The sequence below is a fragment of the Lentibacter sp. genome (assembly GCF_965658795.1).
In the GTDB taxonomy this organism is placed as follows: domain Bacteria; phylum Pseudomonadota; class Alphaproteobacteria; order Rhodobacterales; family Rhodobacteraceae; genus Lentibacter.
Genome location: NZ_CBFHTG010000011.1, coordinates 1 through 25,410, shown reverse-complemented (window position 1 = coordinate 25,410; position 25,410 = coordinate 1). Strand labels below are relative to the sequence as shown.

The 25,410-nt window shown below is 57.2% G+C and carries 23 protein-coding genes; 12 read left to right on the top strand and 11 right to left on the bottom strand.

Features of this window, described 5'->3' with window-relative positions:
* Nucleotides 1–31 precede the first annotated feature (31 nt).
* A complete protein-coding gene (gene mutY, locus ACTG3X_RS09385; RefSeq protein ID WP_439110999.1) occupies nt 32–1,090 on the bottom strand; it encodes an A/G-specific adenine glycosylase in 1,059 nt (352 codons plus the stop codon).
* 54 nt (nt 1,091–1,144) lie between these two features.
* Between mutY and ACTG3X_RS09380 the strand changes: the two genes are divergently transcribed.
* The 3 genes from ACTG3X_RS09380 to ACTG3X_RS09370 are packed head-to-tail and all read left to right on the top strand — an operon-like array spanning nt 1,145 to nt 3,488.
* Nucleotides 1,145–1,672: a DUF721 domain-containing protein gene (locus ACTG3X_RS09380; RefSeq protein ID WP_439110998.1), complete on the top strand. Its 528-nt coding sequence runs from the start codon at nt 1,145–1,147 to the stop codon at nt 1,670–1,672.
* Nucleotides 1,673–1,685: 13 nt separating this feature from the next.
* Nucleotides 1,686–2,372 (top strand): DsbA family protein, encoded by a 687-nt coding sequence (locus ACTG3X_RS09375; protein ID WP_439110997.1) that lies wholly within the window; start codon nt 1,686–1,688, stop codon nt 2,370–2,372.
* Between the two features lie 3 nt (nt 2,373–2,375).
* Nucleotides 2,376–3,488, top strand: coding sequence for a CaiB/BaiF CoA transferase family protein (locus ACTG3X_RS09370; RefSeq protein ID WP_439110996.1), 1,113 nt, complete (start codon nt 2,376–2,378; stop codon nt 3,486–3,488).
* 20 nt (nt 3,489–3,508) lie between these two features.
* On the opposite strand, the gene lpxK is transcribed toward ACTG3X_RS09370, so the two are convergent.
* Both lpxK and ACTG3X_RS09360 read right to left on the bottom strand, forming a co-directional pair.
* A complete protein-coding gene (gene lpxK / locus ACTG3X_RS09365; RefSeq protein ID WP_439110995.1) occupies nt 3,509–4,480 on the bottom strand; it encodes a tetraacyldisaccharide 4'-kinase in 972 nt (323 codons plus the stop codon).
* Nucleotides 4,480–5,685, bottom strand: a complete 1,206-nt coding sequence (locus ACTG3X_RS09360; protein ID WP_439110994.1) for a 3-deoxy-D-manno-octulosonic acid transferase — start codon at nt 5,683–5,685, stop codon at nt 4,480–4,482. Before ACTG3X_RS09360 ends, lpxK begins: the two co-directional genes overlap by 1 nt.
* Before the next feature lie 140 nt (nt 5,686–5,825).
* Here ACTG3X_RS09360 and ACTG3X_RS09355 point away from each other — a divergent pair, with 140 nt between their 5' ends.
* Together ACTG3X_RS09355 and ACTG3X_RS09350 are read left to right on the top strand one after the other, a co-directional pair.
* Nucleotides 5,826–6,563, top strand: a complete 738-nt coding sequence (locus ACTG3X_RS09355) for a glutamine amidotransferase (protein ID WP_439110993.1) — start codon at nt 5,826–5,828, stop codon at nt 6,561–6,563.
* Between the two features lie 69 nt (nt 6,564–6,632).
* On the top strand, nt 6,633–7,985 hold the full coding sequence (locus tag ACTG3X_RS09350; protein ID WP_439110992.1) for an aminotransferase class III-fold pyridoxal phosphate-dependent enzyme: 1,353 nt from the start codon (nt 6,633–6,635) through the stop codon (nt 7,983–7,985).
* Nucleotides 7,986–8,071: 86 nt separating this feature from the next.
* On the opposite strand, the gene ACTG3X_RS09345 is transcribed toward ACTG3X_RS09350, so the two are convergent.
* The 5 genes from ACTG3X_RS09345 to ACTG3X_RS09325 are packed head-to-tail and all read right to left on the bottom strand — an operon-like array spanning nt 8,072 to nt 13,374.
* Nucleotides 8,072–9,391, bottom strand: a complete 1,320-nt coding sequence (locus tag ACTG3X_RS09345; protein ID WP_439110991.1) for an NAD(P)/FAD-dependent oxidoreductase — start codon at nt 9,389–9,391, stop codon at nt 8,072–8,074.
* Nucleotides 9,391–10,212, bottom strand: coding sequence for an ABC transporter permease (locus ACTG3X_RS09340; RefSeq protein WP_439110990.1), 822 nt, complete (start codon nt 10,210–10,212; stop codon nt 9,391–9,393). The genes ACTG3X_RS09345 and ACTG3X_RS09340 overlap by 1 nt, the downstream gene beginning before the upstream one ends.
* The gene (locus tag ACTG3X_RS09335; protein WP_439110989.1) at nt 10,209–11,102 is read right to left on the bottom strand and encodes an ABC transporter permease subunit; all 894 of its coding nucleotides are present in this window, start codon (nt 11,100–11,102) and stop codon (nt 10,209–10,211) included. The genes ACTG3X_RS09340 and ACTG3X_RS09335 overlap by 4 nt, the downstream gene beginning before the upstream one ends.
* A 3-nt stretch (nt 11,103–11,105) precedes the next feature.
* Nucleotides 11,106–12,230 carry an ABC transporter ATP-binding protein gene (locus ACTG3X_RS09330; RefSeq protein WP_439110988.1) on the bottom strand — a complete coding sequence of 375 codons (1,125 nt, stop codon included), beginning with the start codon at nt 12,228–12,230 and terminating at the stop codon, nt 11,106–11,108.
* A 58-nt stretch (nt 12,231–12,288) separates the two neighbouring features.
* On the bottom strand, nt 12,289–13,374 hold the full coding sequence (locus ACTG3X_RS09325; RefSeq protein WP_439110987.1) for a polyamine ABC transporter substrate-binding protein: 1,086 nt from the start codon (nt 13,372–13,374) through the stop codon (nt 12,289–12,291).
* A 137-nt stretch (nt 13,375–13,511) separates the two neighbouring features.
* On the opposite strand from ACTG3X_RS09325, the gene ACTG3X_RS09320 reads away from it, so the two are divergent.
* Both ACTG3X_RS09320 and ACTG3X_RS09315 read left to right on the top strand, forming a co-directional pair.
* Nucleotides 13,512–14,225: a GntR family transcriptional regulator gene (locus tag ACTG3X_RS09320; protein WP_439110986.1), complete on the top strand. Its 714-nt coding sequence runs from the start codon at nt 13,512–13,514 to the stop codon at nt 14,223–14,225.
* Between the two features lie 76 nt (nt 14,226–14,301).
* The gene (locus ACTG3X_RS09315) at nt 14,302–15,696 is read left to right on the top strand and encodes an aspartate aminotransferase family protein (RefSeq protein ID WP_439110985.1); all 1,395 of its coding nucleotides are present in this window, start codon (nt 14,302–14,304) and stop codon (nt 15,694–15,696) included.
* A gap of 376 nt (nt 15,697–16,072) precedes the next feature.
* Here ACTG3X_RS09315 and argE read toward each other — a convergent pair whose 3' ends face one another.
* Entirely contained in the window at nt 16,073–17,233 is a 1,161-nt protein-coding gene (gene argE, locus ACTG3X_RS09310; RefSeq protein ID WP_439110984.1) for an acetylornithine deacetylase, read from the bottom strand.
* On the bottom strand, nt 17,230–18,414 hold the full coding sequence (locus ACTG3X_RS09305; RefSeq protein ID WP_439110983.1) for a M24 family metallopeptidase: 1,185 nt from the start codon (nt 18,412–18,414) through the stop codon (nt 17,230–17,232). The genes argE and ACTG3X_RS09305 overlap by 4 nt, the downstream gene beginning before the upstream one ends.
* Nucleotides 18,415–18,774: 360 nt before the next feature.
* Here ACTG3X_RS09305 and ACTG3X_RS09300 point away from each other — a divergent pair, with 360 nt between their 5' ends.
* From ACTG3X_RS09300 to ACTG3X_RS09280, 5 genes are all read left to right on the top strand, one after another.
* A complete protein-coding gene (locus tag ACTG3X_RS09300; RefSeq protein WP_439110982.1) occupies nt 18,775–19,875 on the top strand; it encodes an ABC transporter ATP-binding protein in 1,101 nt (366 codons plus the stop codon).
* A gap of 118 nt (nt 19,876–19,993) precedes the next feature.
* Complete coding sequence (locus ACTG3X_RS09295) at nt 19,994–21,097, top strand: extracellular solute-binding protein (RefSeq protein WP_439110981.1); 1,104 nt, start codon at nt 19,994–19,996, stop codon at nt 21,095–21,097.
* A gap of 141 nt (nt 21,098–21,238) precedes the next feature.
* Entirely contained in the window at nt 21,239–22,939 is a 1,701-nt protein-coding gene (locus ACTG3X_RS09290; RefSeq protein WP_439110980.1) for an ABC transporter permease, read from the top strand.
* Between the two features lie 5 nt (nt 22,940–22,944).
* Entirely contained in the window at nt 22,945–24,156 is a 1,212-nt protein-coding gene (locus ACTG3X_RS09285; protein ID WP_439110979.1) for an ABC transporter permease, read from the top strand.
* Nucleotides 24,156–24,938 carry an SDR family NAD(P)-dependent oxidoreductase gene (locus ACTG3X_RS09280; RefSeq protein ID WP_439110978.1) on the top strand — a complete coding sequence of 261 codons (783 nt, stop codon included), beginning with the start codon at nt 24,156–24,158 and terminating at the stop codon, nt 24,936–24,938. The genes ACTG3X_RS09285 and ACTG3X_RS09280 overlap by 1 nt, the downstream gene beginning before the upstream one ends.
* Here ACTG3X_RS09280 and ACTG3X_RS09275 read toward each other — a convergent pair.
* Entirely contained in the window at nt 24,919–25,101 is a 183-nt protein-coding gene (locus ACTG3X_RS09275) for a hypothetical protein (RefSeq protein ID WP_439110977.1), read from the bottom strand. The two genes, ACTG3X_RS09280 and ACTG3X_RS09275, sit on opposite strands and share 20 nt — an antisense overlap.
* Nucleotides 25,102–25,410: the final 309 nt, after the last annotated feature.

Below are 25,410 nucleotides of genomic sequence, written 5' to 3'. Positions count from 1 at the left end.
GGGAGCGACCTCTCACTGGATACTGGCAAAACTATTCTGGTGTATTGTCGAACGCGCCTTGCGCAAGGTCAAATGCCTTTCGCATGACTGTGGGTAAGGCCTTGGGCGTAAAGCTATGCTTGGGCACAAACTCAAGCCCGTCCACTTGCGTGTCGGCGGGCAGATGCGCAAAATGTACATCAAGGCGGAGGTGGAAGTGGGTAAATGTATGTAAAGCCTCGGCGCCCAGTGGCTGCCAGTCGGCCTCAAGCGGGGGCTGCGCGATACGCTCGTCGCCCCAGGCAGCGCCGGGCCAGCCGAGCATTCCGCCAAGTAGGCCTTTGTCGGGGCGGCGCTCCATGAGCCAAGCGCCGTCCGCGCGGCGACCGATGTAGGCGATACCAACGCGCGTGGGTTTGGCGGGCTTGGGCCGTTTCTTGGGGAGCGATTCGGCCACACCTTCAGCACGTGCAACGCAAGGGTCGCGCCACGGGCAAATGCCGCAGGCAGGAGAGCGGGGGGTGCAAACTGTGGCTCCAAGATCCATCACGGCTTGCGCATAGTCGCCAGCGCGCGCCTCGGGCGTAAGGCTGGAGGCAAGGCTGCGCAGCGTTTCCTTGCTATCGGGCAGTGGCTCTTGGACCGCAAACAGCCGCGACATGACGCGCTCGACATTGCCGTCTAGCACCGTTTCGGGCAGGTCATAGGCAATAGAGCTGATCGCAGCAGAGGTATACGGGCCAATTCCGGGTAGCTTTTGGAGGCCATCGCGTGTTGTTGGAAAGCCGCCAAGGGCGGTGACTTCACGCGCACATTTGAGCAGGTTGCGGGCGCGGGCGTAGTAGCCAAGGCCGGCCCATTCGGCCATCACATCTTCGTCGCGGGCATTTGCGAGGGCCTCAACCGTTGGCCAGAGCAGCATGAAGCGGGTGAAATAGGCTTTCACGGCGGCCACTGTTGTCTGCTGGAGCATGATCTCTGAGAGCCAGACAGCGTAGGGGTCTGGCAGAATGCCGCGTGCCCTATCGGCAGGGCTGGTGCGCCATGGCAAGCTGCGCGCATGGCTGTCATACCAGTCAAGCAGATCTGAAGCTGCAGCTGTGTCACGCATTGTTTATACCCTGTTTACCAATCGCTCTGTGCAATGAGCGCATGCAGGGGTAACATGGCGTCGATGAATAAAGATGCAAGTCAAACCAAACGTGGCCGTGGCTTTAAACGGGCTGCCAACCTGATGGGAGAGCGTATTAACGCGGTGTCCCAGCAGCGGGGCTTTGCCGTGTCGCGGCTTTTGACCCACTGGGAGGAGATTGCCGGCGCTGAAACAGCTGCAATCAGTCGACCTGTTGAGGTGAGCTATGGAAAAGGCGGCTTTGGCGCGACGCTCTGTTTGCTGACAACGGGTGCCAATGCTCCCGTTTTGGAGATGCAAAAAACAAAGCTGCGCGAAAAAGTTAACGCGGTTTATGGCTACAATGCCATTTCGAGCATTCGCATCACCCAGACCCATGCGAGGGGGTTTGCGGAAGGGCAGGTTGACTTTGTTCACCGCAAGGCAGCGGCTGCCCCCAAGGTGGCGGACCCCTCTGTTGTGCAAGATGTACAGGCCCGCGCCGCAGCCGTGGCTGATGACAGTTTGAGACAAGCCCTTGAAGCACTGGGCCAAAACGTTCTAACCAAACACAAACGCTAGAAGAGAGACACTTATGAACCGCAACATTCTTATCATTGCACTGGTGGCCATTGTTGGCCTCGGGGGTGCTTTTTTTGCCTTTGGTGGCAAATCATCGGAAACAACGGAAGTGTCCATGACATCTGAGGCCGCGGCAAGCACCGTAGCTGACGACGCTGACGCACCCGCTTTGCCTGCGATTGCCGAGATGACTTTGGGCAACCCTGATGCGCCCGTGAAGGTCACAGAGTATGCGTCCTATACGTGCTCGCACTGCGGTACGTTTCACAACGAGGGCTTCAAAGAACTGAAGGCCAATTACATAGACACGGGCAAAGTACATTTCACCTATCGCGAGGTCTATTTTGACCGGGCAGCGCTCTGGGCGTCTATGGTTGCGCGTTGTGGTGGAGAAGAGAAGTTCTTCGGTATTTCCGATCTGATTTACAAAGGTCAACGTGAGTGGATGGGCAGCGGCGACCCCGTACAAATGGCTGATGGCTTGCGCAAGATCGCGCGCGTGGCGGGTCTTTCTTCAGAGACGATTGATGTGTGCCTTGCCGACCAAGGCAAAGCGCAGGCGCTGGCCGAATGGTTCCAGGCCAATGCTGATGCCGATGGTATCGAGTCAACGCCGTCGTTCATCATTGGGGATGATCGGGTGATCGGAAACAATTACGCGAAACTACGCGAAGTGATCGAAGCACAGCTCGGGAACTAAGACATGAGCGCACCCCTTGAAGGCTTGAAAGTTATTGAACTGGCGCGGATTCTGGCTGGCCCTTGGGCTGGCCAGACGCTGGCTGATCTTGGGGCTGAGGTCATCAAGGTCGAGGCGCCACAGGGTGATGACACACGCCAATGGGGGCCACCTTTTGTTGAACGGGAGGGCGATACGTCGGCCTCTTATTTCCACGCTTGCAACCGTGGCAAGGCCAGTGTCACAGTGGACTTTCGCACGCCTGAGGGCCAAGCGCAGGTGCGCGAGCTGGTCAAGGATGCTGATATCCTGATCGAGAATTTCAAGCTGGGTGGTTTGGCCAAATACGGTCTTGATTATGCCAGTCTCGCCGAGCTGAACCCAAAGCTGATCTACTGTTCTATCACAGGGTTCGGGCAGACAGGCCCCTACGCGCACCGCGCGGGGTATGACTACATTATTCAGGGAATGTCGGGTCTTATGTCGATTACGGGTGAGCCTGACGGGCAGCCGCAGCGCGCGGGTGTTGCGATCACCGATGTGTTCACGGGTGTCTATTCGGTGGCGGGTATCCTTGCGGCGCTTTATCAGCGCGAGCGCACGGGGCGCGGCCAGCATCTGGACATGGCGCTTCTGGATGTGGCCGTGTCTGTGACCGCCAACCAAGGGCTGAACTATCTCACCACAGGAACACCGCCCGGTCGGACGGGCAACTACCACCCCAATTTGACGCCCTATCAGGTTTTTGATTGTGCCGATGGGCATATCATCATCGCGACTGGCAATGATGGTCAGTATCAGCGGCTTTGTGACCTGCTTGGCTTGGGATGGATGAAAGACCACGCGGACTACTTGACCAATGCTGACCGTGTGGCAAACAGACCTGCGATGATTGCTCTGCTCATGGGTGAAACGGCAAAGTGGACCAAGGCAGAGCTGCTTGCAGGCTGTGAAGAGCAAGGCATTCCGGCGGGGCCGATCAACGATATGGCCGAAGTCTTTGCAGACCCGCATGTCAAAGCGCGTGGTATGCAGGTTGAGCTCGATGGCGTGCCCGGTGTGCGCGGTCCCTTTGTGTTCAGCGATGCAGAGCTATCTCTGAAGAGGGCTTCTCCGAAGCTTGGCGAAGACACCTAGAGCTGTCTTGTTTGGGCGGGTTAGCTGCCGAGGGTTTTAAGGAGCGCGCTGAGCTTTTCGGGTGCTTCAAACTGCAAGCGCACTGGTAGTGTGAGCACCTCTTGGCGGAACGCTTGAGGCAGGCGCACCGCATCTTTTTCTGTCGTGACAAGGCGCGCGTTGTGGCGTTTGGCATCTGCCAGCAGGCGGGCCATAAGTGCTTGTGTCAGCGGCTGGTGGTCAGCCAGTGCTTCGGCATGGATGATCTCGGCTCCGAGGGTTTTGAGCGTGGCAAAAAACTTCTCCGGGTGGCCTATTCCTGCGAAGGCAAGCACACGTGTATCAGCCCAGTCCATACCCATTTGCAATGGTGTGAGTGTCGCTTGCAGGCGCGCGACATCTGTAGATGTGGAAAAGCTGCTTTGCTCTGCTTCAGTACCTATGGTGATGAGCGCATCGGCACGGGCAAGGCCTGTTGAGGCCGGTTCGCGCAGTGGGCCAGCTGGGATACAACGCCCGTTTCCAAATCCGCGTTTTGCATCCACCACGACGAGCGAAAGGTCTTTGTGAACAGATGGATCTTGAAAGCCATCGTCAAAGAGAATGACACTCGCTCCGATTTTCTCGGCCATCTGTGCACCTGCCAAGCGGTTCTTGGACACTACGACACTGCAAAATGCAGCAAGCAGAAGCGGTTCATCGCCTGTATCAGCAGCGGCGTGGCTGCGCGGATCGACTTGTACGGGGCCTTCAAGCGCCCCGCCATAGCCACGAGAGACAACAACGGGTGTGTGCCCTAATGCGAGAAACTCCTGGACCAGATGGATTGTTGTGGGGGTTTTGCCTGTCCCGCCAGCATTAATATTGCCCACACAGACCACGGGTACAGAGAGCTTTACGGGATGCCCTTTTGCCAGCCTGTGCGCTGTGCCCTTGGCATAGAGTGACCCTAAAGGCGCGAGAAGCGTGCTTTGCCAAGAGCGGGGGCGGAACCAAAAACCTGGCGTGTGCATCAGCTTTCCTCCAAGTGGTCGAGCGCGTCGTGCACAAGAGAGGTGACACGATCAGTGACATCTGCACCCTCGGTTGCGATCTCCCATGCAACCATTGCCATTTGGGCGGCGCGGTCGGGCGCGGAGAGCTGGCTCACGGCAGCTGTAAGGGTGTCCAGATCACGCACGATCCGCGCGCCACCCGCAGAGGCAAAGCGGGAATAGGCCAAAAGATGTTTGCCCACATTTGGGCCATAGAGAATGGCCGAGCCAAGATTGGCCGCGGCGTAGGGGTTGTGCCCGCCAAAGCCTGACACGAGCGAAGCGCCCATGAACGTGACAGGTGATACCCGTAGCCAGAGCCCCATTTCGAACGGATCTTCTGCCAGCAGAACCTGAGCTGTTTCATCGGCCAGACCTGACATGTCGGGCCAGACGCTGTAGCGGAGCCTGTGCTCATCGAGGGCTTGTTTGAAAGCGTCACATTCGTCTTCGTCATCTGGTACAAGAATGAGCAGGAGGCGATGGGCGGCGCGGCTGGCTTTGAGGTGTGCGGGGAGGATAACGGCGAGCTCCTCGGCGCGTGTGCAGGCAGCAAGCCACGTCGGCCGCGAGCTGATGGCGCGGGACAAGTCATTGAGGTCAGCTTCGTTGTGCGGCAAGGACGGGACGCCTTGCTGCATGCGCCCTGCAACGAAGATATCATCGCTCTCTATACCCATCTTGCGCAGCGCTGCTTCGGCCTCACTGTCGCGGGCGAGAAACGTAGAAAACAGCTTGAGCGCGCGGCGTTGTGACAAGCCTTCACCACGCCAGACAGTGGTCTGAAAGCTCTCTGCGTTTGCATCCAGCAGAAATATGGGAACACCGCGTTTGGCGGTCTCGGAGATAAGCGGAGGCATGAGCGCACCACCTGCCCAAAGGCAAAGGCGTGGCGCCCAATCGGCAAAGAAAGCGGCTATGCTTTGTGTGCTGCGTTCGATGGTGCTCCACCCCAGCGTCGGCTCAAGCCCTTCGGGGCGGGAGATGCTGCCATCGGTTGTGATGAGGCAGGTGACGCCAGGACGCTCGATCGCGATGCTGCGGCGAAGCTGGAGGAAGGCGGGTATGTGCTCTGGTTCTGTGGCATGGCACCAAAGATCGACAAGCCGCGCAGCTGGCCTTGCCTGGCTTGAGGTCTTTTTTGTCGACTGTCGCGAGAGCAGCCCTGTGAGCAAAGGTTTCATGAAGAGCGTGTCCACCGCGTGGTGGATATGGGGCGCTTGGCCATGGGAAACCCTTTCATGTGATGCGCTCGATCCAACCTAGGGGATTGCATTTTCAGGTCAAGGCGATGCAAGTGAGCTTTAGCAAAAGGATATGGCCCATGAAACCCTTTCTGATTTTGCAGCTGCGCCCTGAAGCTGATGCGGCTGACAACGAGTTTGCTGCGATTTGCGCCAAAGGCGGGCTTGCGCCCGAGGCTGTAAAGCGGGTGAGACTTGATTGTGAGGATCTGCCCACTGGTTTTGACCTGAGCGATTATGCAGGTGTGATCGTTGGTGGCGGGCCGGGCTGTGTTAGTGACAGCCCAGCCGAAAAGAGCGCGATTGAAGCCAAGATCGAGCGTGATGTCTTGGCTTTGATGCCCGAGATCACCGCGCGCGACTTTCCCTTTATGGGGTGTTGTTACGGGATCGGTGTTTTGAGCCACCATTTGGCCAAAAACGTAAGCAAAGCGCGGTTTGGTGAGCCTGTCGGCACGGCAGACTGCCGCTTAACAGAGGCTGGGAAAGCCGACCCGCTCTGCCAGGGCTTGGCACCGCAATTTGAGGCGTTTGTGGGCCACAAGGAAGCTTTGCAAAGCCTGCCGGAGGGCTGTGTGCATCTGGTGGAAGCGCCAAGCTGCCCCTTTCAGATGATTCGTTACAAAGAGAATGTTTATGCCACTCAGTTTCACCCTGAGGCCGATGCGGTAGAGTTTGAGGCGCGGATCAGGATATACAAACACAAAGGCTATTTCGCACCCGAAGAAGCGGAAAAACTGATCGAGATGTGCCACGCGGCAGACGTGACAGAGCCAGAGCGTATTTTGCGCGCCTTTGTGGAGCGTTACACAGTGTAATCGCGCTGGACAGAATCGGGCGGCGTGCTAGATTTGATCAAATTCCTGCACAGCCCGATGGAGAGCGCGATGAAAGACGATAACTTCCTCAAGGAGAACAACGCACGCCATATGTGGCACCCGATGGGCGCGCCGGGCGATAGCCTTGAGCACCCCCCGACAATTATCAAATCGGCTAACGGGGTGACAATAACCGATCTGGACGGAGCACAAGTTGTCGATGCTGTGGGCGGGCTGTGGTGTGTGAACCTTGGCTATTCCAACAACGTTGTGAAAGACGCGATTGCCAAGCAGCTCTACGAGCTGCCCTATTACTCGGCCTTTGCAGGCACGAGCAACCCGACCGCGATTGAAGCGTCTTACGCTGTGCGCGAGTTCTTCAAGGAAGACGGCATGGGCCGGGTGTTTTTTACTTCGGGGGGGTCTGACTCGGTCGAGACCTGCTTGCGACTTTCGCGGCAGTATCACCGTATCAAGGGAGAGCCGACGCGCACCAAGTTCCTCAGCCTCAAAAAGGGCTATCACGGCACGCACTTTGGGGGTGCCAGTGTGAATGGAAACAACCGCTTCCGCATTGCCTATGAGCCGCTATTGCCGGGCTGTTTTCACCTGCCGAGCCCCTATACGTACCGCAATCCGTTTAACGAAACCGACCCTGCGGTTCTTGCGCAGCTGATTGCACAGGCGATGGAGGATGAGATCAACTTCCAAGGTGCAAATACGATTGCAGCCTTTATCATGGAGCCCATCCAAGGCGCTGGTGGTGTTATCGTGCCGCATGAAACTCTGATGCCGCTGTTGCGCGAGATCTGTACGCGGCACGGAATTCTGATGATTGCTGATGAGGTGATCACAGGTTTCGGGCGCACGGGACACTGGAGCGGTGCGCGGCACTGGGGCGTGAAGCCTGATATGATGTGTACCGCAAAAGGGATTACCTCGGGGTATTTTCCTGTGGGGGCCGCCCTCATGAGCGAGGCGGTTGCGGATGTGTTTGAAAAAGACACCAAAGGCGAGGCGGGCATTTTCCACGGCTATACCTATTCGGCGCATCCTGTTGGCGCGGCAGCCGTGACGGCGACTTTGAGCGAAACACTGCGTCTGGACACAAAGACCAACGCCGCAGCTCGCGGAACACAGCTTTACGAAGGTGCGCTGAAGCTGGCCGAGAAATACGACATTATCGGCGATGTGCGCGGGGGCCATGGCCTTATGACGGGTATCGAGATTGTCTCGGACAAAGCTGCAAAAACACCGATGGATATGCCAACGATGAAGCGTATTCACAAGGCGGCTTATGACGCGGGTGCTATGGTGCGTTTGGGGGCAAACAATATCCTTATGTCGCCGCCCCTGACGATTTCGGAGGTCGAAATTGACAGGGTACTAAGCGCGCTTGATGTGGGCTTCGGCTCTGTCTGAGGTGTGGCGCCGCGCCTTTGGCGCGACGCTCAGCTGGGGGACTTTGTCCCCCAGACCCCCTAGGATATTTGGGGCAAAAAGAAAGACTAAAGATCTGTGAGGGCTGCACCCGCATAGGCGCCAAACATCAGGGCGCGGCGGGCGCGGCCGAGCGGGAAGCGCTTGGGTGCTTTTTGCATGAGTTCGGGTATTTCCAGGGTGTTGGTGCCAAGGATCTGATCGGCCAGAAGCGCGCCTGTATAGCTGCCCATGGCGACGCCGTTGCCGTGATAGGCAAAGCCGGCATAGGCCCCTGGCATGTTCGGGATTGGCCCTGCGAAAGGTGTGAGACTGGCTGATAGGCAGACCATGCCTGACCAGTAGTGAGGTGTTTCAACTTGGGCCCAAGCGGGGAACATAGCCTCAAAATGGGCGCGGATCTGGCGGCGGTTGCGCATCTCTGATGTGTTTGACGACATGAGACCGCCGCGCATCCCGAAGAGGAAGCGGCGGTTTGGCATAAGGCGGAAGTAGTGCAGGAGCGTTCGGCTGTCATATGCCGCTTGATCAGAGCTCCAGCCCGTTGCGATTTCGGCTTCTGTTAACGTGCGCGTGACGATGACCGAGGACTGTGCGGGCAGATAGCGCGCGGCCATCCATGGAGGAACATCTTCGGAAGTGTAGCCATTGGTGGCAATGATGAGCTGTTCCGCTTTGAGCGTGCCGTGAGGCGTGGCGAGGGTATACCTTGCTGTGCGCGAGGTTTTTGAAACGGGGCTTTGACCGAAGACTTGAACGCCCGCCTCTTCGGCGGCCTGCAATAGGCCAGCCAGATATTTGCGCGGGTTGAGGCCAAAACCTATAGGCGTGGTGAGGGCGCTGTGAAAAGGCCCCACCATACCGAGTGCAGGCAGCTCTGCCTTGCTATGAACTATTGGGGTGACGCCGTAGTTTTCTTCGATGGCGCGGGCGTCTGCTTCAAAGGTGATGCTTGCCTTGTGAGCCAGTTGTGTTTCGCCCTGGCTATGAACCTCGGCTTCTATTTCGTATCGGGACAGCGTCTGTGCGACATGGTGGACAGCGGCGGCTTCGGCATTGCGATAAGTCAGGCGGGCTGGTTTGCCGTGTTGCCGGTCTATCCAGCTATCGCTGGCTTTTGATCCGCCAAGACAGCAAAAGCCGCCATTGCGGCCCGATGCGCCCCAGCCGGGAAAGCCCGCTTCGAGCACCACAACGGATAGGCCTTTTTGTGCAAGGGCCAAGGCCGCGGAGAGCCCTGTGAACCCGGCTCCGACGATGGCCACATCAGCTTGAGTGGCTCCCACAAGAGGGGCCCTTCTCAAGGCTGCATCTGACACTGTTTCGCTCCAGTAGCAGCCCGTAATGCGGGCGTCTGAATAGGCGTGATCTGGAAAGATACGCCGCACTAGTCAGCAGCCCGTTCGGCGGCCCTCTCTTCACGTTTCTGGCGCACAGATGCGCGTTTGGACATGAGTGAGGCTGTGATCACACCGACTGTCACAATGCTGATCATGATCGTGGAGAGCGCGTTAATTTCCGGGGAAACGCCAAGGCGCACGGCTGAGAAGATCTTGATCGGCAGGGTCGTGGCCGAGGGGCCAGCTGTGAAGGACGCAATGACGAGATCATCAAGCGATAGGGTGAAGGCAAGGAGCCAGCCCGAAATCACCGCAGGCGCGATGATTGGCAGTGTGACAAGGCGAAAGGCTTCAAAAGGGGAGCAGCCAAGGTCAAGGGCGGCCTCTTCGAGCGATCGGTCAAAGCTGACCAAGCGGGAGGAGACGACGACCGACACGTAGCACATTGAAAATGTCGTGTGTGCCAGAACGATGGTGAGCACCCCACGGTCAAGGCCGATGCCGATGAAGAGCAAAAGCAGCGACAGTCCGGTGATCACTTCGGGCATAACAAGTGGCGCGTAGATCATGCCCGAAAAGAGCGTGCGCCCTCGGAACCGCCCTCCACGCACGAGCACATAGGCAGCCATTGTGCCCAGAATGGACGCGATTGTGGAGCTGATGACGGCGACTTCAATCGTGACCCAAGCCGCATCAAGGAAGGCCTGGTTTTGGAAGAGCTCACCATACCATTTGGTTGAAAACCCCGCCCAAACGGTTACCAGCTTTGACTCGTTGAAGCTGTATATCACCAGAATAAGCATCGGCAGGTAGAGGAAGAGAAAGCCGATGGTGAGTGAGGTGGCGTTGAACCATGTGAAACGTCTCATTGGCCTTCCGCCTCCCGTTGTTTTTGCTCGTTGCGCTGGAACAGCACAATCGGGATGATCAGGATGATCAGAAGGATGACGGCCACGGCCGAGGCAACGGGCCAGTCGCGGTTGGAGAAGAACTCTTCAAACAGGATCTTGCCGATCATCAGAGTCTGAGACCCGCCAAGCAGCGAGGGAATTACAAATTCGCCCAGTGCCGGAATGAACACAAGGAAGCAGCCAGCGATGATGCCTTGCTTGCTGAGCGGAATGGTCACGAGCCAGAAGGCGGTGAGGCGCGAGCACCCCAAGTCTTCGGCAGCTTCAAGCAGAGAAGCGTCGAGCTTTTCCAAAGCTGCATAAATGGGGAGGATCATGAAGGGCAGGTAGGTGTATACAATTCCGATATAAACGGCTGTGTTTGTGTTCAGAATGATGAGAGGCTCCGAGATGAGGCCTGTCCAGAGAAGGAATTGGTTGAGGAAGCCTTCATTGGAGAGGATACCCATCCACGCATAAACGCGAATGAGAAAGGACGTCCAGAAGGGTAGGATCACCAGCATCATCAGGGTTGGGCGCCACTCGTCGGGTGCTTGCGCCATTGCGTAGGCGATAGGATAGCCGACCAGCAGGGCGAACACGGTTGAGAGCGCAGCGATCTGAAGTGAGCTCAGGTAGGCTTTCCAGTAGAGATCATCTGTCGTGAGGAAGACGAAGTTTTCGAAATCAAGCTCAGTGAAGAAGCTACGCAAGCCTTGCCAGCCTGATGTGATATCAAGCGTTGGGGTATAAGGCGGGATGGCCAGTGCTGTGTCTGACAGGCTGATCTTGAAGACAATGACAAACGGCACAAGAAATAGCACCAAGAGCCAGACATATGGCACTGCGATGAGCGTGAAGCGGCGCATAGCTCAGCCCTCCAGCACGATAGCAGCTGTGTCTGTCCACGACAGCCAGACCGTGTCTTCCCATGTGAAGCTACGGCGCTCAAGCCTTCTTGTGTTGGCTGTCTGGGCCTTGATCATGTGGCCGCCTTCTATCTCGACATGGTAGGTCGACAGGTTGCCTAAATATGCAATGTCGATGATCTTGCCTTTGATCGCGTTGGTTACCTTTGCGGGCTTTTGCGCCGTGATGGCAACCTTCTCGGGGCGGATTGCCAAAGCACATTTGGCACTGTTGCCAAGGTCACTTGTGGTTTCGGCGTGCAGCGGCGGTTTGCCTTCTGCATAGACAATCTTGTAGCCGCCGTCGGTACGCGTGGCATGCCCATGAAGAATGTTCACATCGCCGATAAAGTCGGCAACATAGACCGAGTTCGGCCGTTCGTAGATATCGGCTGGCGTCGCGACCTGAATAATTTGGCCTTCGTCCATAACTGCAACGCGAGAAGCAACTGTCATGGCTTCCTCTTGGTCGTGGGTTACGATGACAAAAGTTGTGCCTGTTTTTTCCTGAATATCCATGAGTTCGAACTGCGTGTCCTGGCGCAGCTTTTTGTCGAGTGCGCCGAGCGGCTCATCAAGCAGCAGGAGCTTGGGCGCTTTGGCGAGCGAGCGGGCAAGGGCTACGCGCTGGCGTTGACCCCCTGAAATCTGGTGGGGTTTGCGCTTGGCAAACTTGGTGAGCCGCGTGAGGCGCAGCATCTCTTCGACGCGGGCGTCGATCTCGGGCTTGGGCTTGCCTTCGCGCTTGAGGCCAAAGGCAATATTTTCGGCAACAGACAGGTGAGGGAAGAGCGCATAGGACTGGAACATCATGTTTACAGCGCGCTTGTTGGGCGGGACGCCAGCCATGTCTTGACCAGCGATCAGGATCTGGCCTTCAGTGGGCGTTTCAAAGCCGCCCAGCATGCGCATCATTGTGGTTTTGCCGCAGCCTGATGGGCCAAGCAGCGCGAAGAACTCTTTGGCATAGATGTCTTGGGTGAGATCATCGATTGCAACGAAGTCTCCAAAACGTTTCGTGACGTTTTTAAACTGGATGAGTGGCTTTTCGTCTGCGTCAAGCCATGGTGCAAAAACTGTTTGAGCCATTGAGCCCCCCGAGGTGTAAAAAGCCCGCAAACTTGAGTTTGCGGGCCGTTGATCAGACTTAGGTGCCTGATTTGATTTTTGTCCAGAGGCGCGTCACAACACGCTGAACTTTTGCTTCATATGGGCTTGTTGTGAAGAGGTTGTCTAGGGTCGCAGCATCTGGATAGATCGCTGTGTCGCCGATCACATCTTCCACAAGAAACTCTTGCGAGGCTTTGTTGCCGTTGGCGTAATAAACATAGTTTGAAGCGTCTGCCATGTTCTGCGCATCCATGATGAAGTTCAGGAATGTGTGCGCAGCTTCTGGGTTTGGCGCGTCAACAGGGATAGCCATTTGGTCAAACCACATCTGTGCACCTTCTTTTGGAGCATGATATGCGATTTCTACGCCATTCTCTGCTTCTGCCGCGCGGTCGCGGGCTTGGAGAATGTCACCAGACCAACCGACAGCAACGCAGATGTCGCCATTGGCGAGCGCATTGATGTACTCTGAGCTGTGAAACTTCTGAATGTGGTCGCGCACAGGCATATAAACGCCTTCAGCCTTTGCAATGACATCGGGGTCTTGGCTGTTAGGGTCTTCGCCAAGGAACTTCAGTGCCGCAGGGATCATCTCTGCAGGTGCATCAAGGAAGTGGACGCCACATTCGGCGAGCTTTTCCATATTTGCAGGGTCAAATACGAGCGACCAGCTGTCGATGGGGGCGTCTGCGCCAAGGATTTCTTGAACTTTACCCACGTTTACGCCGATGCCTGTTGTGCCCCACATGTAGTTGATGGAGTAGGCGTTATCGGGGTCGTATTGTTCTGTACGCTTGCTGACCACATCCCATAGGTTGGCGTGGTTTGGCAGCTTGGACAAGTCGAGCTTCTGGAAGGCGCCAGCTGTGATTTGGCGTTGAAGGAACGTGCCTGTTGGCACAACCACGTCATAGCCGGATCCGCCCGCAAGCATCTTTGTTTCGAGCACTTCGTTTGAGTCAAACACATCGTAGATGAGCTTGATGCCGGTTTCTTCTTCAAATTTTGCAAGCAGCGCTTCATCGATATAGTCGGACCAGTTGTAGACCCGAACTTCGTCAGCTGAGGCCATGCCTGCGACGAGTGCGAGTGATGCGGTTGCGGTCAATAGATAGGTTTTCATATTTTTGGTTACTCCCTGAATAAGAGGTCATTCCCCTTGACGAAATATTTGATCAAGTTTTGAGTGTCTTGGCAACATTTCAATTAAGATGCCTGCACGAAGCTGAAGAAATTGCAAGAGATTCGAAAGGACGACCCATGACGCAAGACACCGCTAAATCGGCTAGATTGGTGAGCTTTGCCGCCTACCCTGACGCTTCTGAAACGGTGCTTCCTGCACATGAGAAGGTCTATCGTGAGATGCGCGATTTACTTTTGTTCGGCGAGCTTGCTCCTGGCCAGGCTGTAACCATTCAGGGGATTTGTGACGAGCTTGGCGCAGGGATGACGCCCGTGCGCGAAGCGATCCGCCGGCTCACAGCAGAAGGGGCCTTAGAGTTTCTGGGTAATCGTCGTGTTGCTGTTCCCTCATTGACAGTGGGCCATGTAAATGAGCTGATTTTCGCGCGCCAGGCGATTGAACCACAGCTTGTTGTGCGCGCAACAGAGCGTGCCAATGACAGTGCGATTGAGGAGCTCACCAACATTGATAGCGCGTTGGACGTGGCCATTGAGCGAGGTGATGTGCGCACCTATCTAGAACAGAACTATCGCTTTCATGCGCGCCTCTACTCAATGGCCGAAGCGCCTATTCTTTCAGCACTGGCAGATGGGCTTTGGCTAAGATTTGGGCCATCTTTGCGCGTGGTCTGTGGGCGTGTCGGCACACAGAACCTTCCCGACCAACACCACGAGGCGCTCGATGCAATGCGTGCCGGAGACGCGCAGCGCGCGGCAAAGGCTATGCGGGAAGATGTGATTCAGGGTATGGAGCAGGTGCGCCGCGCCCTGACGGAAGACACAAGAGATTGACAGGAAATAATTTGATCATATTCTGGGAAAGATGATTTAGACCGCGTGGATTAATCTGCGCAGCGGAGAGTTTCACATGACACAGATTACCAACCACATGCCGACCGAAGAGTTGCAGCGCCTTGATGCCGCGCATCACATGCACCCGTTTACCACCAATGATGACCTCGCCAAGAAGGGCGCCCGGGTGATTACACGGGCTAAGGGCGTGACATTGACGGACAGCGAGGGCAACGAGATCCTCGATGCTATGGCGGGTTTGTGGTGTGTAAACATTGGCTATGGGCGTGAAGAGCTGGCTGAGGTTGCGGCGCGTCAGATGCGCGAACTTCCCTATTACAATACCTTCTTTCAAACGACCCATGTTCCGGCGATTGCGCTGGCAGAGCGGCTTGCGCAGCTTGCGCCTTATGACCTCAATCACGTCTTCTTTGCGGGCTCCGGCTCGGAAGCGAATGACACCAATATTCGCATCGTGCGGACCTATTGGCACGAGAAGGGTCAGCCCGAGAAAAAAGTGATTATTTCACGCATCAATGCCTACCACGGATCCTCTGTTGCCTCATCGGCTTTGGGGGGGATGTCAGGTATGCATGCGCAGAGCGGGATGATCCCTGACATTCACCATATCGACCAGCCGAACTGGTGGTCCGAGGGGGGCGATATGAGCCCCGAGGACTTTGGTGTTGAGCGGGCTCAGCAGCTTGAAAAAGCGATCCTTGAGCTGGGTGAAGACAAGGTCGCGGCCTTTATTGCTGAGCCGATCCAGGGGGCCGGGGGCGTGATCGTGCCGCCAAGCACCTATTGGCCCGAGATCCAGCGGATCTGTGACAAGTATGAAATCTTGCTGATTGCCGATGAGGTGATCTGTGGATTTGGCCGTACGGGCAATTGGTTCGGCAGCCAGACTATGGGCATCAAGCCTGATATTATCACGGTGGCAAAAGGGCTTAGCTCGGGCTATGCGCCGATTGCGGCGAGCATTGTGAACGATGATGTCGCGGCTGTTCTGGGGCAGTGTGAGTTCAACCACGGCTACACCTATTCGGGCCACCCTGTGGCGGCTGCGGTGGCTTTGGAGAACCTGCGTATTCTTGAAGAAGAGGGCATTGTGAGCCACGCCGCAACCGAGCTTGCGCCTTATCTGAAAGAAAAGTTCGAGAGCCTTGGTGACCATCCTATGGTGGGCGAAGTTAAGATTGTCGGCATGATGGGCTCGCTTGCTTTGACGCCTGACAAAGTCACGCGTGCGAAGTTTGCAGCGGATGTTGGGACCGTTGGTTTTATGGTGCGGGAGCGCTGTTTTGCCAACAATCTGATCATGCGCCATGTAGGGGATCGTATGGTGATTTCGCCGCCCTTGATCATCACCAAAGACGAGATCGACACGCTCATCGCGCGCGCCAGAAAAGCGCTTGATGAGGGCTATGAAAACGTCAAAGCGGCGGGCTTGTTCAAGGCCCAGAGCTGAGGCTTTTCCGGCCTGCGCCGACCCCAGACTGCTGGAGAAACCTGGGGGCTGGCCCCCCAGACCGCAGGATAAGCTGGGGGGCCAGCCCCCCAGACCCCCCGGGATATTTGGAGCAAAAAGAAAGAGCTTTTGCGAGCTGCGTTCCGGGGCGTTAACGGTTTTGGGCGGGTGAAAATCAGGGGGGTGATATGTGTGCACCCCCCGTGCACCATGCGTGCACCGCCTGATGCCCTGTGTTGTTAACCCAAAATTAGTCAATGCACCGCGCGGTGGGGTGGCAGCTTTAGCTGGCTGCCCGCCGCGCGCGGCCCAACAGACGCGTTTGCATCTTTGATGCAAACCAGCTTCGGCGGGAGCGCCCCGCTTTGGAGTGCTGTTAGGCTGTGAGTTTTTTGCTGAGGCCTGCGAGCATATTGAGGCAGGCTTGCAGCTGGTCGGGGGCGATGAATTCGTCTGGCTTATGTGCCTGTTCGATGCTGCCCGGCCCGCAGACCACAGCCGACATCCCGAGCTGCTGGAACAGCCCCGCCTCGGTGCCGAAGGCCACCACATCGACACCGTTGCCGCCCGTGAGCGCCGAACAGAGGTCGCGCGCTTCGTTGTCTTCCATCGGGGTGAGGCCTGTGACCTCGCCCATGACCTCGACCTCGATGTCGGCGGCGGGGTGAACCGCGCGCATGGCGGGGAGCAAAACGTCATTTGTGTAGGCATTGAGCGCTGTGTGCACGAATTTGTAATCACTGTCCTGAACGGGGCGAAACTCCCAATCAACTTCGGCTTTGCCAACGATCACATTATGCGCAACGCCGCCCGCGATGCGGCCGATGTTGACGGTTGTATAGGGCGGCTCAAAGCGGCTGCCCGCGGGCGCGCGCGCCATCAGGTCGCCGCGCAGCTCCATGAGCTTGCTGACGTAGCGCACCGCATATTCGGCGGCGTTTACGCCACGGTCGGGGGCGCTGCCGTGGCCCTCAAGGCCCGTGAAGCGGGTGGTGTATTCGCAGCAGCCCTTGTGGCCCTCGATGATGCGCATTTCGGTGGGTTCACCGATGATGGCAATCGCGGGTTTCAGCCCTTGGGCCTGAAGCTCGGCCACAAGCGCCTGCGCGCCGATGCAGCCTGTCTCTTCATCATGGGTGAAGGCGAAGTGGACGGGGCGTGTCAGCTCGAGCTTGGCGTAGTCTTCGGCCATGGCCAGAGTTGCGGCGATAAAGCCCTTCATGTCACAGGTGCCACGGCCAAACAGCAGCCCGTCGCGGTCTGTGAGTGTGAAGGGGTCTGACGTCCAGTCCTGATCGGCCACGGGGACCACATCGGAGTGGCCCGAGAGCACGATGCCGCCGTCACCCTCGGGGCCGAGGGTTGCGAAGAGGTTGGCCTTGGCCCCGCAGGGCGAGATAAACGTGTTCACCCGCGCGCCAAGCTGGCCCAAGTGATCGGCCATAAAGCTGATCATGGCCAAGTTGCCATCGGTGGAGATGGTTGGAAACGCGATGAGCGTTTCCAGTATTTCGACGGTACGGGCGAGGGTGCTCATGGTTTGACAAACATCTGGCGGGGACGGTCGCACAGCGCTTCGGCCGGGCCTTCGTCTTTGATGAGAATTGTCTCGGTGATTTCCATGCCCCAAGTGTCCATCCAGAGACCTGGCATGAAGTGGAATGTCATCCCTGGCTCCAGCAAGGTTTCATCTTCGGCGCGCAAGGAGATGGTGCGCTCGCCCCAATCGGGCGGGTAGCTCAGGCCGATGGGGTAGCCGCAGCGCGCGCCCCGTTCGATGCCTGCTTTTTCCAAGGGTGCTGCGAGGGCATTGGCGATATCGCAGGCGCGGTTGCCGGCGCGGGCTTTTTCCAAGCCGGCCTCAAGCCCTTCGACAAGCGCGGCCTCGGCGCGCTTGAGGAAATCGGATGGTTCGCCCAAGAAGATCGTGCGGCAGAAAGGCGCGTGGTAGCGGCGGTAGCAGCCTGAAATTTCAAAGAAAGTTGCTTCGCCTTTGGCAAAGGGGCGCCCATCCCATGTGAGGTGGGGCGCGGCGGCATCGGAGCCTGAGGGCAAAAGCGGCACGATGGCGGCATAGTCGCCCCAGTGGCCATCGGCGCCGCGGATCGCGTCGCGCTGCACTTCGGCGACGATCTCGTTTTTGGGGACGCCGACTTCGACGCGCTCAAGGAGGCCATCAACGATCTTTTCGGAGATCTTGGCGGCGCGGCGCATGAAGACCAGCTCTTCGGAAGATTTCACGGTGCGCTGCCAGTTGACCAGCGCTGTGGCGTCAAGAAACTGTGCGTTGGGCAGCTCTGTGAGCAGGGTTTGGAAGGCTTTGGCAGAGAAGTAGTAATTGTCCATTTCGACACCGATGCGGACATCGCTTTTGCCGATGGCTTTGATGCGCTCGGCGAGGTCTTGCATGGGGTGGCGCTCGGTGGATTGGACGTAGTTGTCGGCATAGCCGTGGACGTGGCTGTCCTCCATATAAACTGTGCGGACTGCGCCGTTTGCATCCTGGCGGCGGCCCCACCAGTGCGGGGCGTCATCATGTGTGATGATCACGCCTTGGTGGACGTAGAAAGACCAGCCGTCATAGCCTGTGAGCCACGCCATATTGGAGGGGTCTTGCACGTAGAGCAGGTCAATGCCTGCCACTTCCATGGCGGCGCGGGTTTTGGCGAGGCGGGTGGTGTACTCGGCCTCGGAAAAGGGGGTTCTGTCGTAATGCATGTGGCTGGCTCAGTCTGTTTGGGGTTTAGCTCAATCAGCCGCAAAACGGGCGAATTGGTCTAGCGGCCAAAACGCCTTGATTGGGCGGTTTGCGACATTTCATAGTCTGGGGGCGGTGCGATTCTTGAGCTGTTCACGCGTGAAGTTTGCTGCGCTGGCGAAACAATCTTAGCCAAATGCTGTATTGCAGAAAATAAACTGACGCAAAAATAGTCATTTTGTGCGTTTTGTGACTAAATCTGGATTTTACTTGGGTCATAAAAAAATAGTTGGGAAGACTGTTGCATGACCCCTTCCACCTGAGGTTAGATGTGCAGCAATAAGTGGCTTAAGCCATAAGCAAACGACGGGGAGCCTATTTTGGCCAACACGCATAATGAAGATGCGTTCGTAGCGTTCGAACGTGTGCAGAAAAGTTACGATGGCGAGACGCTTGTCGTAAAAGACCTTAACCTCACATTGCCCAAGGGCGAGTTTCTGACAATGCTTGGGCCGTCAGGGTCGGGCAAGACAACTTGCCTCATGATGCTGGCAGGTTTTGAGACAGCCACACACGGCGAGATCAAGATTGATGGTGTGAGTATCAACAACATTCCGCCGCACAAGCGCGGTATTGGCATGGTGTTCCAGAATTACGCTCTGTTCCCGCATATGACGATTGCCGAGAACCTCGCGTTTCCTCTTGAGGTCCGCAAGATCGGCAAGTCTGATCGTGAAGCCAAGGTGAAGCGTGCTTTGGATATGGTCGAGATGGGCAGCTTTGGTGGCCGTCGTCCTGCGCAGCTTTCGGGCGGTCAGCAGCAGCGTGTTGCTCTGGCGCGGGCGCTTGTGTTTGAGCCCGAGCTTGTGCTTATGGACGAACCTCTCGGCGCGCTCGACAAGCAGCTGCGGGAGAAAATGCAATTCGAGATCACCCACCTTGCGCATGAGCTGGGGATCACCACGGTTTATGTGACCCACGACCAGACAGAAGCGCTGACGATGTCAGACCGCGTGGCTGTGTTTGATGATGGCCGCATTCAGCAGATCGCGCCGCCAGACGAGCTTTACGAGCACCCGCAAAACAGCTTTGTTGCGCAGTTCATTGGCGAGAACAACACGCTGGAAGGCACTGTCAAAAAGATCAGTGGCAAGACCTGTGTTGTCCAGCTGGACAACGGCGAAGAGATTGATGCGATGCCTGTCAACGTGAGCAAGGTTGGCGACCGCACGACTGTTTCGATCCGCCCCGAGCGTGTTGAGTTTGACAAGACGCGCCTGCACGCCGATGCGCACACGCTCAAGGCCGAAGTGCTGGAATTCATCTATATGGGTGACATCTTCCGCACGCGCCTTCGGGTTGCGGGCAACGACGATTTCATCATCAAGTCACGCAACGCGCCTGACCAGGTACGCTTGCAGCCGGGACAGCAGATCGAGATTGGCTGGCTACCGGAAGATTGCCGCGCGCTCGACGCGTAAGGCAGTGTGAGAATATCGCGTGGTCCGCTCAGGCGGGGCGCGTTGATTGAATGTGTTTTGGCTCAATGCCCAGAAGGCCACTTCACAAAATCTAAAAGGGCAACAACGGGAGAATACAATGAAATTCACCAAAACTCTTCTTGCAACAACGGCGCTTACAATGGTGTCCGGCGTTGCCAACGCTGAAGACATGGCGAAAGAAATGACCATCGTTTCATGGGGCGGTGCTTACACCGACTCGCAAATGAACGCCTACCACAAGCCTTACATGGAAAAGACTGGCGTCAACATCATCAGTGATGACAGCTCAGCCGAAGCCGTAGCCAAGCTGCGCGCCATGAACGAAGCCAACAACATCACATGGGATGTGGTTGACGTTGTTGCATCAGACGCCATGCGCCTGTGCGACGAAGGCCTCGCGATGGAAATCGATTTCGACAACATGCTCGCGCCAGCACCTGATGGAACATCTGCAACAGAAGACTTCGGCGACCTGCTGGTGTCTGACTGCTTTATCCCGCAGATCGTTTATTCAACAACATTCGGCTACCGCACAGACATGGTTGGCGACACGCCTCCCTCAAGTGTTTGCGATGTCTTTGACCTTGCAACATACCCTGGCAAGCGCGCGCTTCAGAAGCGCCCGATTGATAACATGGAATGGGCTCTCTACTGCGACGGCGTTGCAAAGGACGATCTCTATGACGTTCTCGGCACAGACGAAGGCGTAGAAAAAGCGCTCGCGAAGCTCGACACCATCAAAGACCAAGTTGTCTGGTGGACAGCCGGCGCCGAAACACCACAGCTTCTCGCCGATGGCGAAGTTGTGATGGGCTCAACCTTCAATGGCCGTCTCTTCTCGGCGATTGCCGAGCAAGGCCAGCCTATCGCTATGCTCTGGGACATGCAGTCATTTGACCTTGACGGTTGGATCATTCCTGCGGGTCTTTCACCCGAGCGTCAGGCACGTGCTCTGGACTACGTCTTCTTTGCGACAGATACACAGCGTCTTGCAGACCAAGCGAAATACATTTCGTACGGCCCTGCGCGCAAATCGTCTGCACCTCTCGTAGGCCAGCACGCGTCTCTGGGTATCGACATGGCGCCACACATGCCAACAGACCCTGCCAACGCGTCAAACGTTCACCTCTATGACTATGGCTGGTGGGCAGACAACCGTGACGATCTCGATGCGAAATTCCAAGCTTGGCTTGCGAAATAATCGCTGACTTTTGGGGAGGCTCCTTCGGGGCCTCCCCATTCTTCGCGTTTTGCATGAAATCCGACAGCGGATTTCATTCATGACGCCAGAGGCGACAAGACCTCACCGCGCACCAACGACCGACAGAAAACGGGGACGAACATGAGCCAAGCAACATCAAACGGGCCAGTTTTGGCAGCGGACGGAACGCCGCTGAAGAAAAGCCTGGCGCGCGCCCTAAGGGTCGAGAAAACGCGGGCGCTCATGCTGATTGCGCCGCTGCTTATCTTTGTTCTGATCTCCTTTATCATTCCGATTGTTTCGATGTTGTTCCGCTCGGTGGACAACCGCATCGTTGATAACACGATCCCATACACGGTTTCAGAGCTGGCCAAGTGGACGCCCGAGGGCGACGCGCTGCCGCCTGAGACAACGTTTGAGGCGCTCTATTATGATATGTTTATTGCGCAAGAGGCCAAGCAGCACACGCGCCTTGGCTCGCGCTTTAACTATGAAGAAAGCGGCTTCTCCTCGCTGTTCCGCAAATCGGGCCGTGCGCTCGACGACTTGGGCAAAGACTACCTGAAAGAGCTCAAAGTGCTTGATAAGCGCTGGGGCGATGCGGATGTCTGGTATGACCTTATGTCAGGTGGCGACACAGCGGCGCGCGATATGGCGTTTGCCGAGGGTGTTGTGGGCCGTATCGAGCGGCTTGAATCTCTCTCGCTCGAGGCTTCGGACGGGTTTGCCCCTTCAGCCGAGATCGCGGCGCTGATGCCAAAGACGGCCGAGGCTTACACGGCTTTTGCAAACTTTACATGGCTTGTGGACGAAGCAGGCCGCCGCCCCGGCGAAGAGCCGTATTCGGCAGAAGAGCTGGCGACAGACAAACCTTGGGAATCTGTCTACCCTGCTTTGATTCAGGATTTGCAGACAGCTGATTTTGCGGCCTACACCGGCCCGCACGCTGACATGCTTCAGGCGCTGGCGGCCAACAAGAGCACCTTTGAGGCGCCTGCCTTTAGTGCTGTGTTTGCCGACATCGACGAAGACTGGGCTGATGCCGAGACATGGCAGATTATGAAGGCCCACTCGGTGACATACACCAACGGCTATTTTCTCAATGCCGTTGACATGAAGCGCACGCCTGACGGCGCGCAGATGCAAGACGAAGACAAGCGCGTGCTGCTCAAGCTCTTCGGGCGGACCATGTGGATGAGCCTTGTGATTACATCCATGTGTATCTTGCTCGGCTATCCTGTGGCGTGGATCTTGGCAAACCTGCCAGCGCGCTCGGCCAACCTTTTGATGATCCTGGTGCTGCTGCCGTTCTGGACCTCGCTTCTGGTGCGGACATCGGCCTGGAAAGTGATGTTGCAACAGCAGGGTGTCATCAACGATGTTTTGGTCTGGCTCGGCTTTCTGGCTGATGACGACAGGCTCATCATTATCAACAACGCGACCGGCACGATTATTGCGATGACGCATATCTTGCTGCCGTTCATGATTTTGCCGATGTACTCGGTGATGCAGACAATCCAGCCGACCTATCTGCGCGCGGCGAAGAGCCTTGGCGCGACGAACTGGACGGCGTTTTGGCGGGTCTATTTCCCCCAGTCTATTCCGGGCATCGGGGCGGGCTCGATCCTCGTGTTTATTCTGGCGATCGGGTACTACATCACGCCAGAGATCGTGGGTGGTAACAAAGGTGTCTTCATCTCCAACCGCATCGCGTATCACATTTCGACATCGCTTAACTGGGGGCTTGCCGCTGCACTTGGCTCGATCCTTCTGGGAGCGGTTCTCATTCTCTACTGGGCCTACGACAAGATCGTTGGCATCGACAACGTGAAGTTGGGATAAAGACAATGGCTGCACTCACTCCGATTTCGCGCAAACCTTTCTGGCTTGTTGCACTTATCACTGGCGGATTTGGCGCCTTCTTCGGGCTCTTCATCGGCACGGCTAACGGTTCGGGGCCCATGGGCATCGTGATCGGCGCGGCGCTGATGGTTGCTCTGGCTTGGGCCTATATCTATCTGCTCAGAAACGAGCAGATCGGCCGCGGCATCACCTTTGCTGCGGGGGGGATCGCGGGCTTTGCTGCGGCAGGGATTCCGACAGCTGTGATTGGCGCTATTCTGGGCGCTTTGGGCGGCTGGCTGATCTATTGGGCTTATGAAGGGCGCTACCGCTCCTATATCGCGCCTTATCTGACGTGGTATCAGGTGCTGTGGCACTTCGGGTTCCGTGCCATCTGCGGGATCATCTTTATCTTCCTGATCACACCTATTCTGGTGGTTCTGCCGCTCAGCTTTAACGCCGAGAACTTCTTTACCTTCACTCCCGAGATGCTGCGGTTTGACCCTGAGGGGTATTCGCTCAAGCACTACCGCGACTTCTTCAATGACAACGAATGGCAGCGCAGCTTTAAGAACTCGCTGATCATCGCGCCGATTGCGACGCTGATTTCGGTGAGCCTTGGCACGCTTGCGGCCATCGGCCTGAGCCAGAGCCATGTGCCCGGTCGCCGCGCGATTATGGCGGTCATGATTTCTCCGATGATCGTTCCCCTGATCATTTCGGCAACGGGTATGTTCTTCTTCTACAGCCAGATTGGCAACTGGATGGAAGGCACGCTGGGCATGGACAAGAACCTTGTGGGCTACATCAAGGTGATCCTTGCGCATGCTGTTCTGGGGATCCCCTTCGTGATCATCACGGTGACGGCCACGCTTGTGGGCTTTGACCGCTCGCTGACCCGCGCTGCGGCGAATATGGGGGCCGACCCTGTGACCACCTTCTTCCGCGTGCAGATGCCGCTGATCCTTCCCGGTGTTATTTCGGGTGGCCTGTTTGCCTTTATCACCTCGTTTGATGAGGTGGTTGTGGTGCTCTTTGTCGGCTCGGCGAGCCAGAAGACGCTGCCTTGGCAGATGTTTACGGGCCTGCGTGAGCAAATCAGCCCGACGATCCTTGCGGTTGCGACGATCCTTGTGGTGATCTCGATTGCGTTGCTGACAACGCTTGAGCTTTTGCGCCGCCGCTCCGAGCGCCTGCGCGGTATGTCACCCGGCTGATGCAAATCAGCGGCAGCATTGCTGTTGTCACGGGGGCGGCCAAAGGCATTGGCGCGGCTCTTGTAAGCGCACTGAAAGAAAAAGGGGCGGCCCATGTGGCCGCCTTTGACCTGTCTGATGCTGTGCACAGCGTGGGAGCCGACAGCAGTTATATCTGCGACGTGACCGATGCGGCGGCCCTCTGCGCCGCTATCGAAGCGGTTGAGGCCAAGGCGGGGCCGATCGGGCTTTTCTGCTCCAATGCAGGCCTCCTCGGGCCACTGGTATTTGACAATGCTGCGGGTGCGACCGCCCTTGAGTGGCAACGCGCGTGGGATGTGAACGTGATGGCGCATGTGCATGCGGCGAATGTTCTCGTGCCGCTGATGCGCGCGCGGGGCGGTGGGCATTTCCTTCAGACGGCCTCGGCCGCGGGGCTTTTGAGCCAGATTGGCAACGCCGCATATTCCACGACGAAACACGCGGCCATCGGCTTTGCCGAAAACCTTGCAATCAGCCATCGCGATGAGGGCATTCGCGTGTCGGTGTTGTGCCCCCAAGGGGTGGACACCGATATGATACGCGGGGCGGAGGGGCACCCTGCGGCTCTTGACGGTGTGTTGTCTGCCCAAGAGGTTGCCGAGGCGGCGCTTGCGGGCGTCGAGGCCGAGCGCTTCCTGATCTTGCCGCACCCTAAGGTGGCGGAGTATCTGCGCGCCAAGGTCGCGGACTACGACCGCTGGATTGGTGGCATGGCCAAGCTGCAACGCGCTTATCGGCCGGCTACTCCAGAAGAGAGCTGAGCACAGGCGGTGGCGGGGCAAAGGCGCTTGCGGCATCGACAGGCCCGAAGCGTGCGAGGCCAAGCGCGAGCGCCACGGCGGACAATGACAGGCACAGAACAAGCCCGACCACGGCCCGTTTGCCGCGCCTCTGAGGCGGTGAGATACGGGCGTCTTGGGACATGACCTCTCCTGAATCGGGACTGTTTCAGGAGAAAGCTTGGCAAATAACTTTGACCAAAACATGAAGAGACTGTGATTTTGGGAGAGGTCTGCTTGTGGGGGTAGGCCCTTTGCCGCCTACGCTGCTCTTTTTACAATGCCGCACGAGGTGGAGCGCTCTTATAAGGTGGCCTTTAGACCCAGAGCGGTGTGGACTTTTGAGGATCGAATTGCGCTTGCGCGCAATCCGACCAATGCGAGAGGGGCTTTGCCCCTCTCGCGCTCTCCCCAGGATATTTTGAGCAAAAAGAAAGCCCGGGAAGAGCGCGGT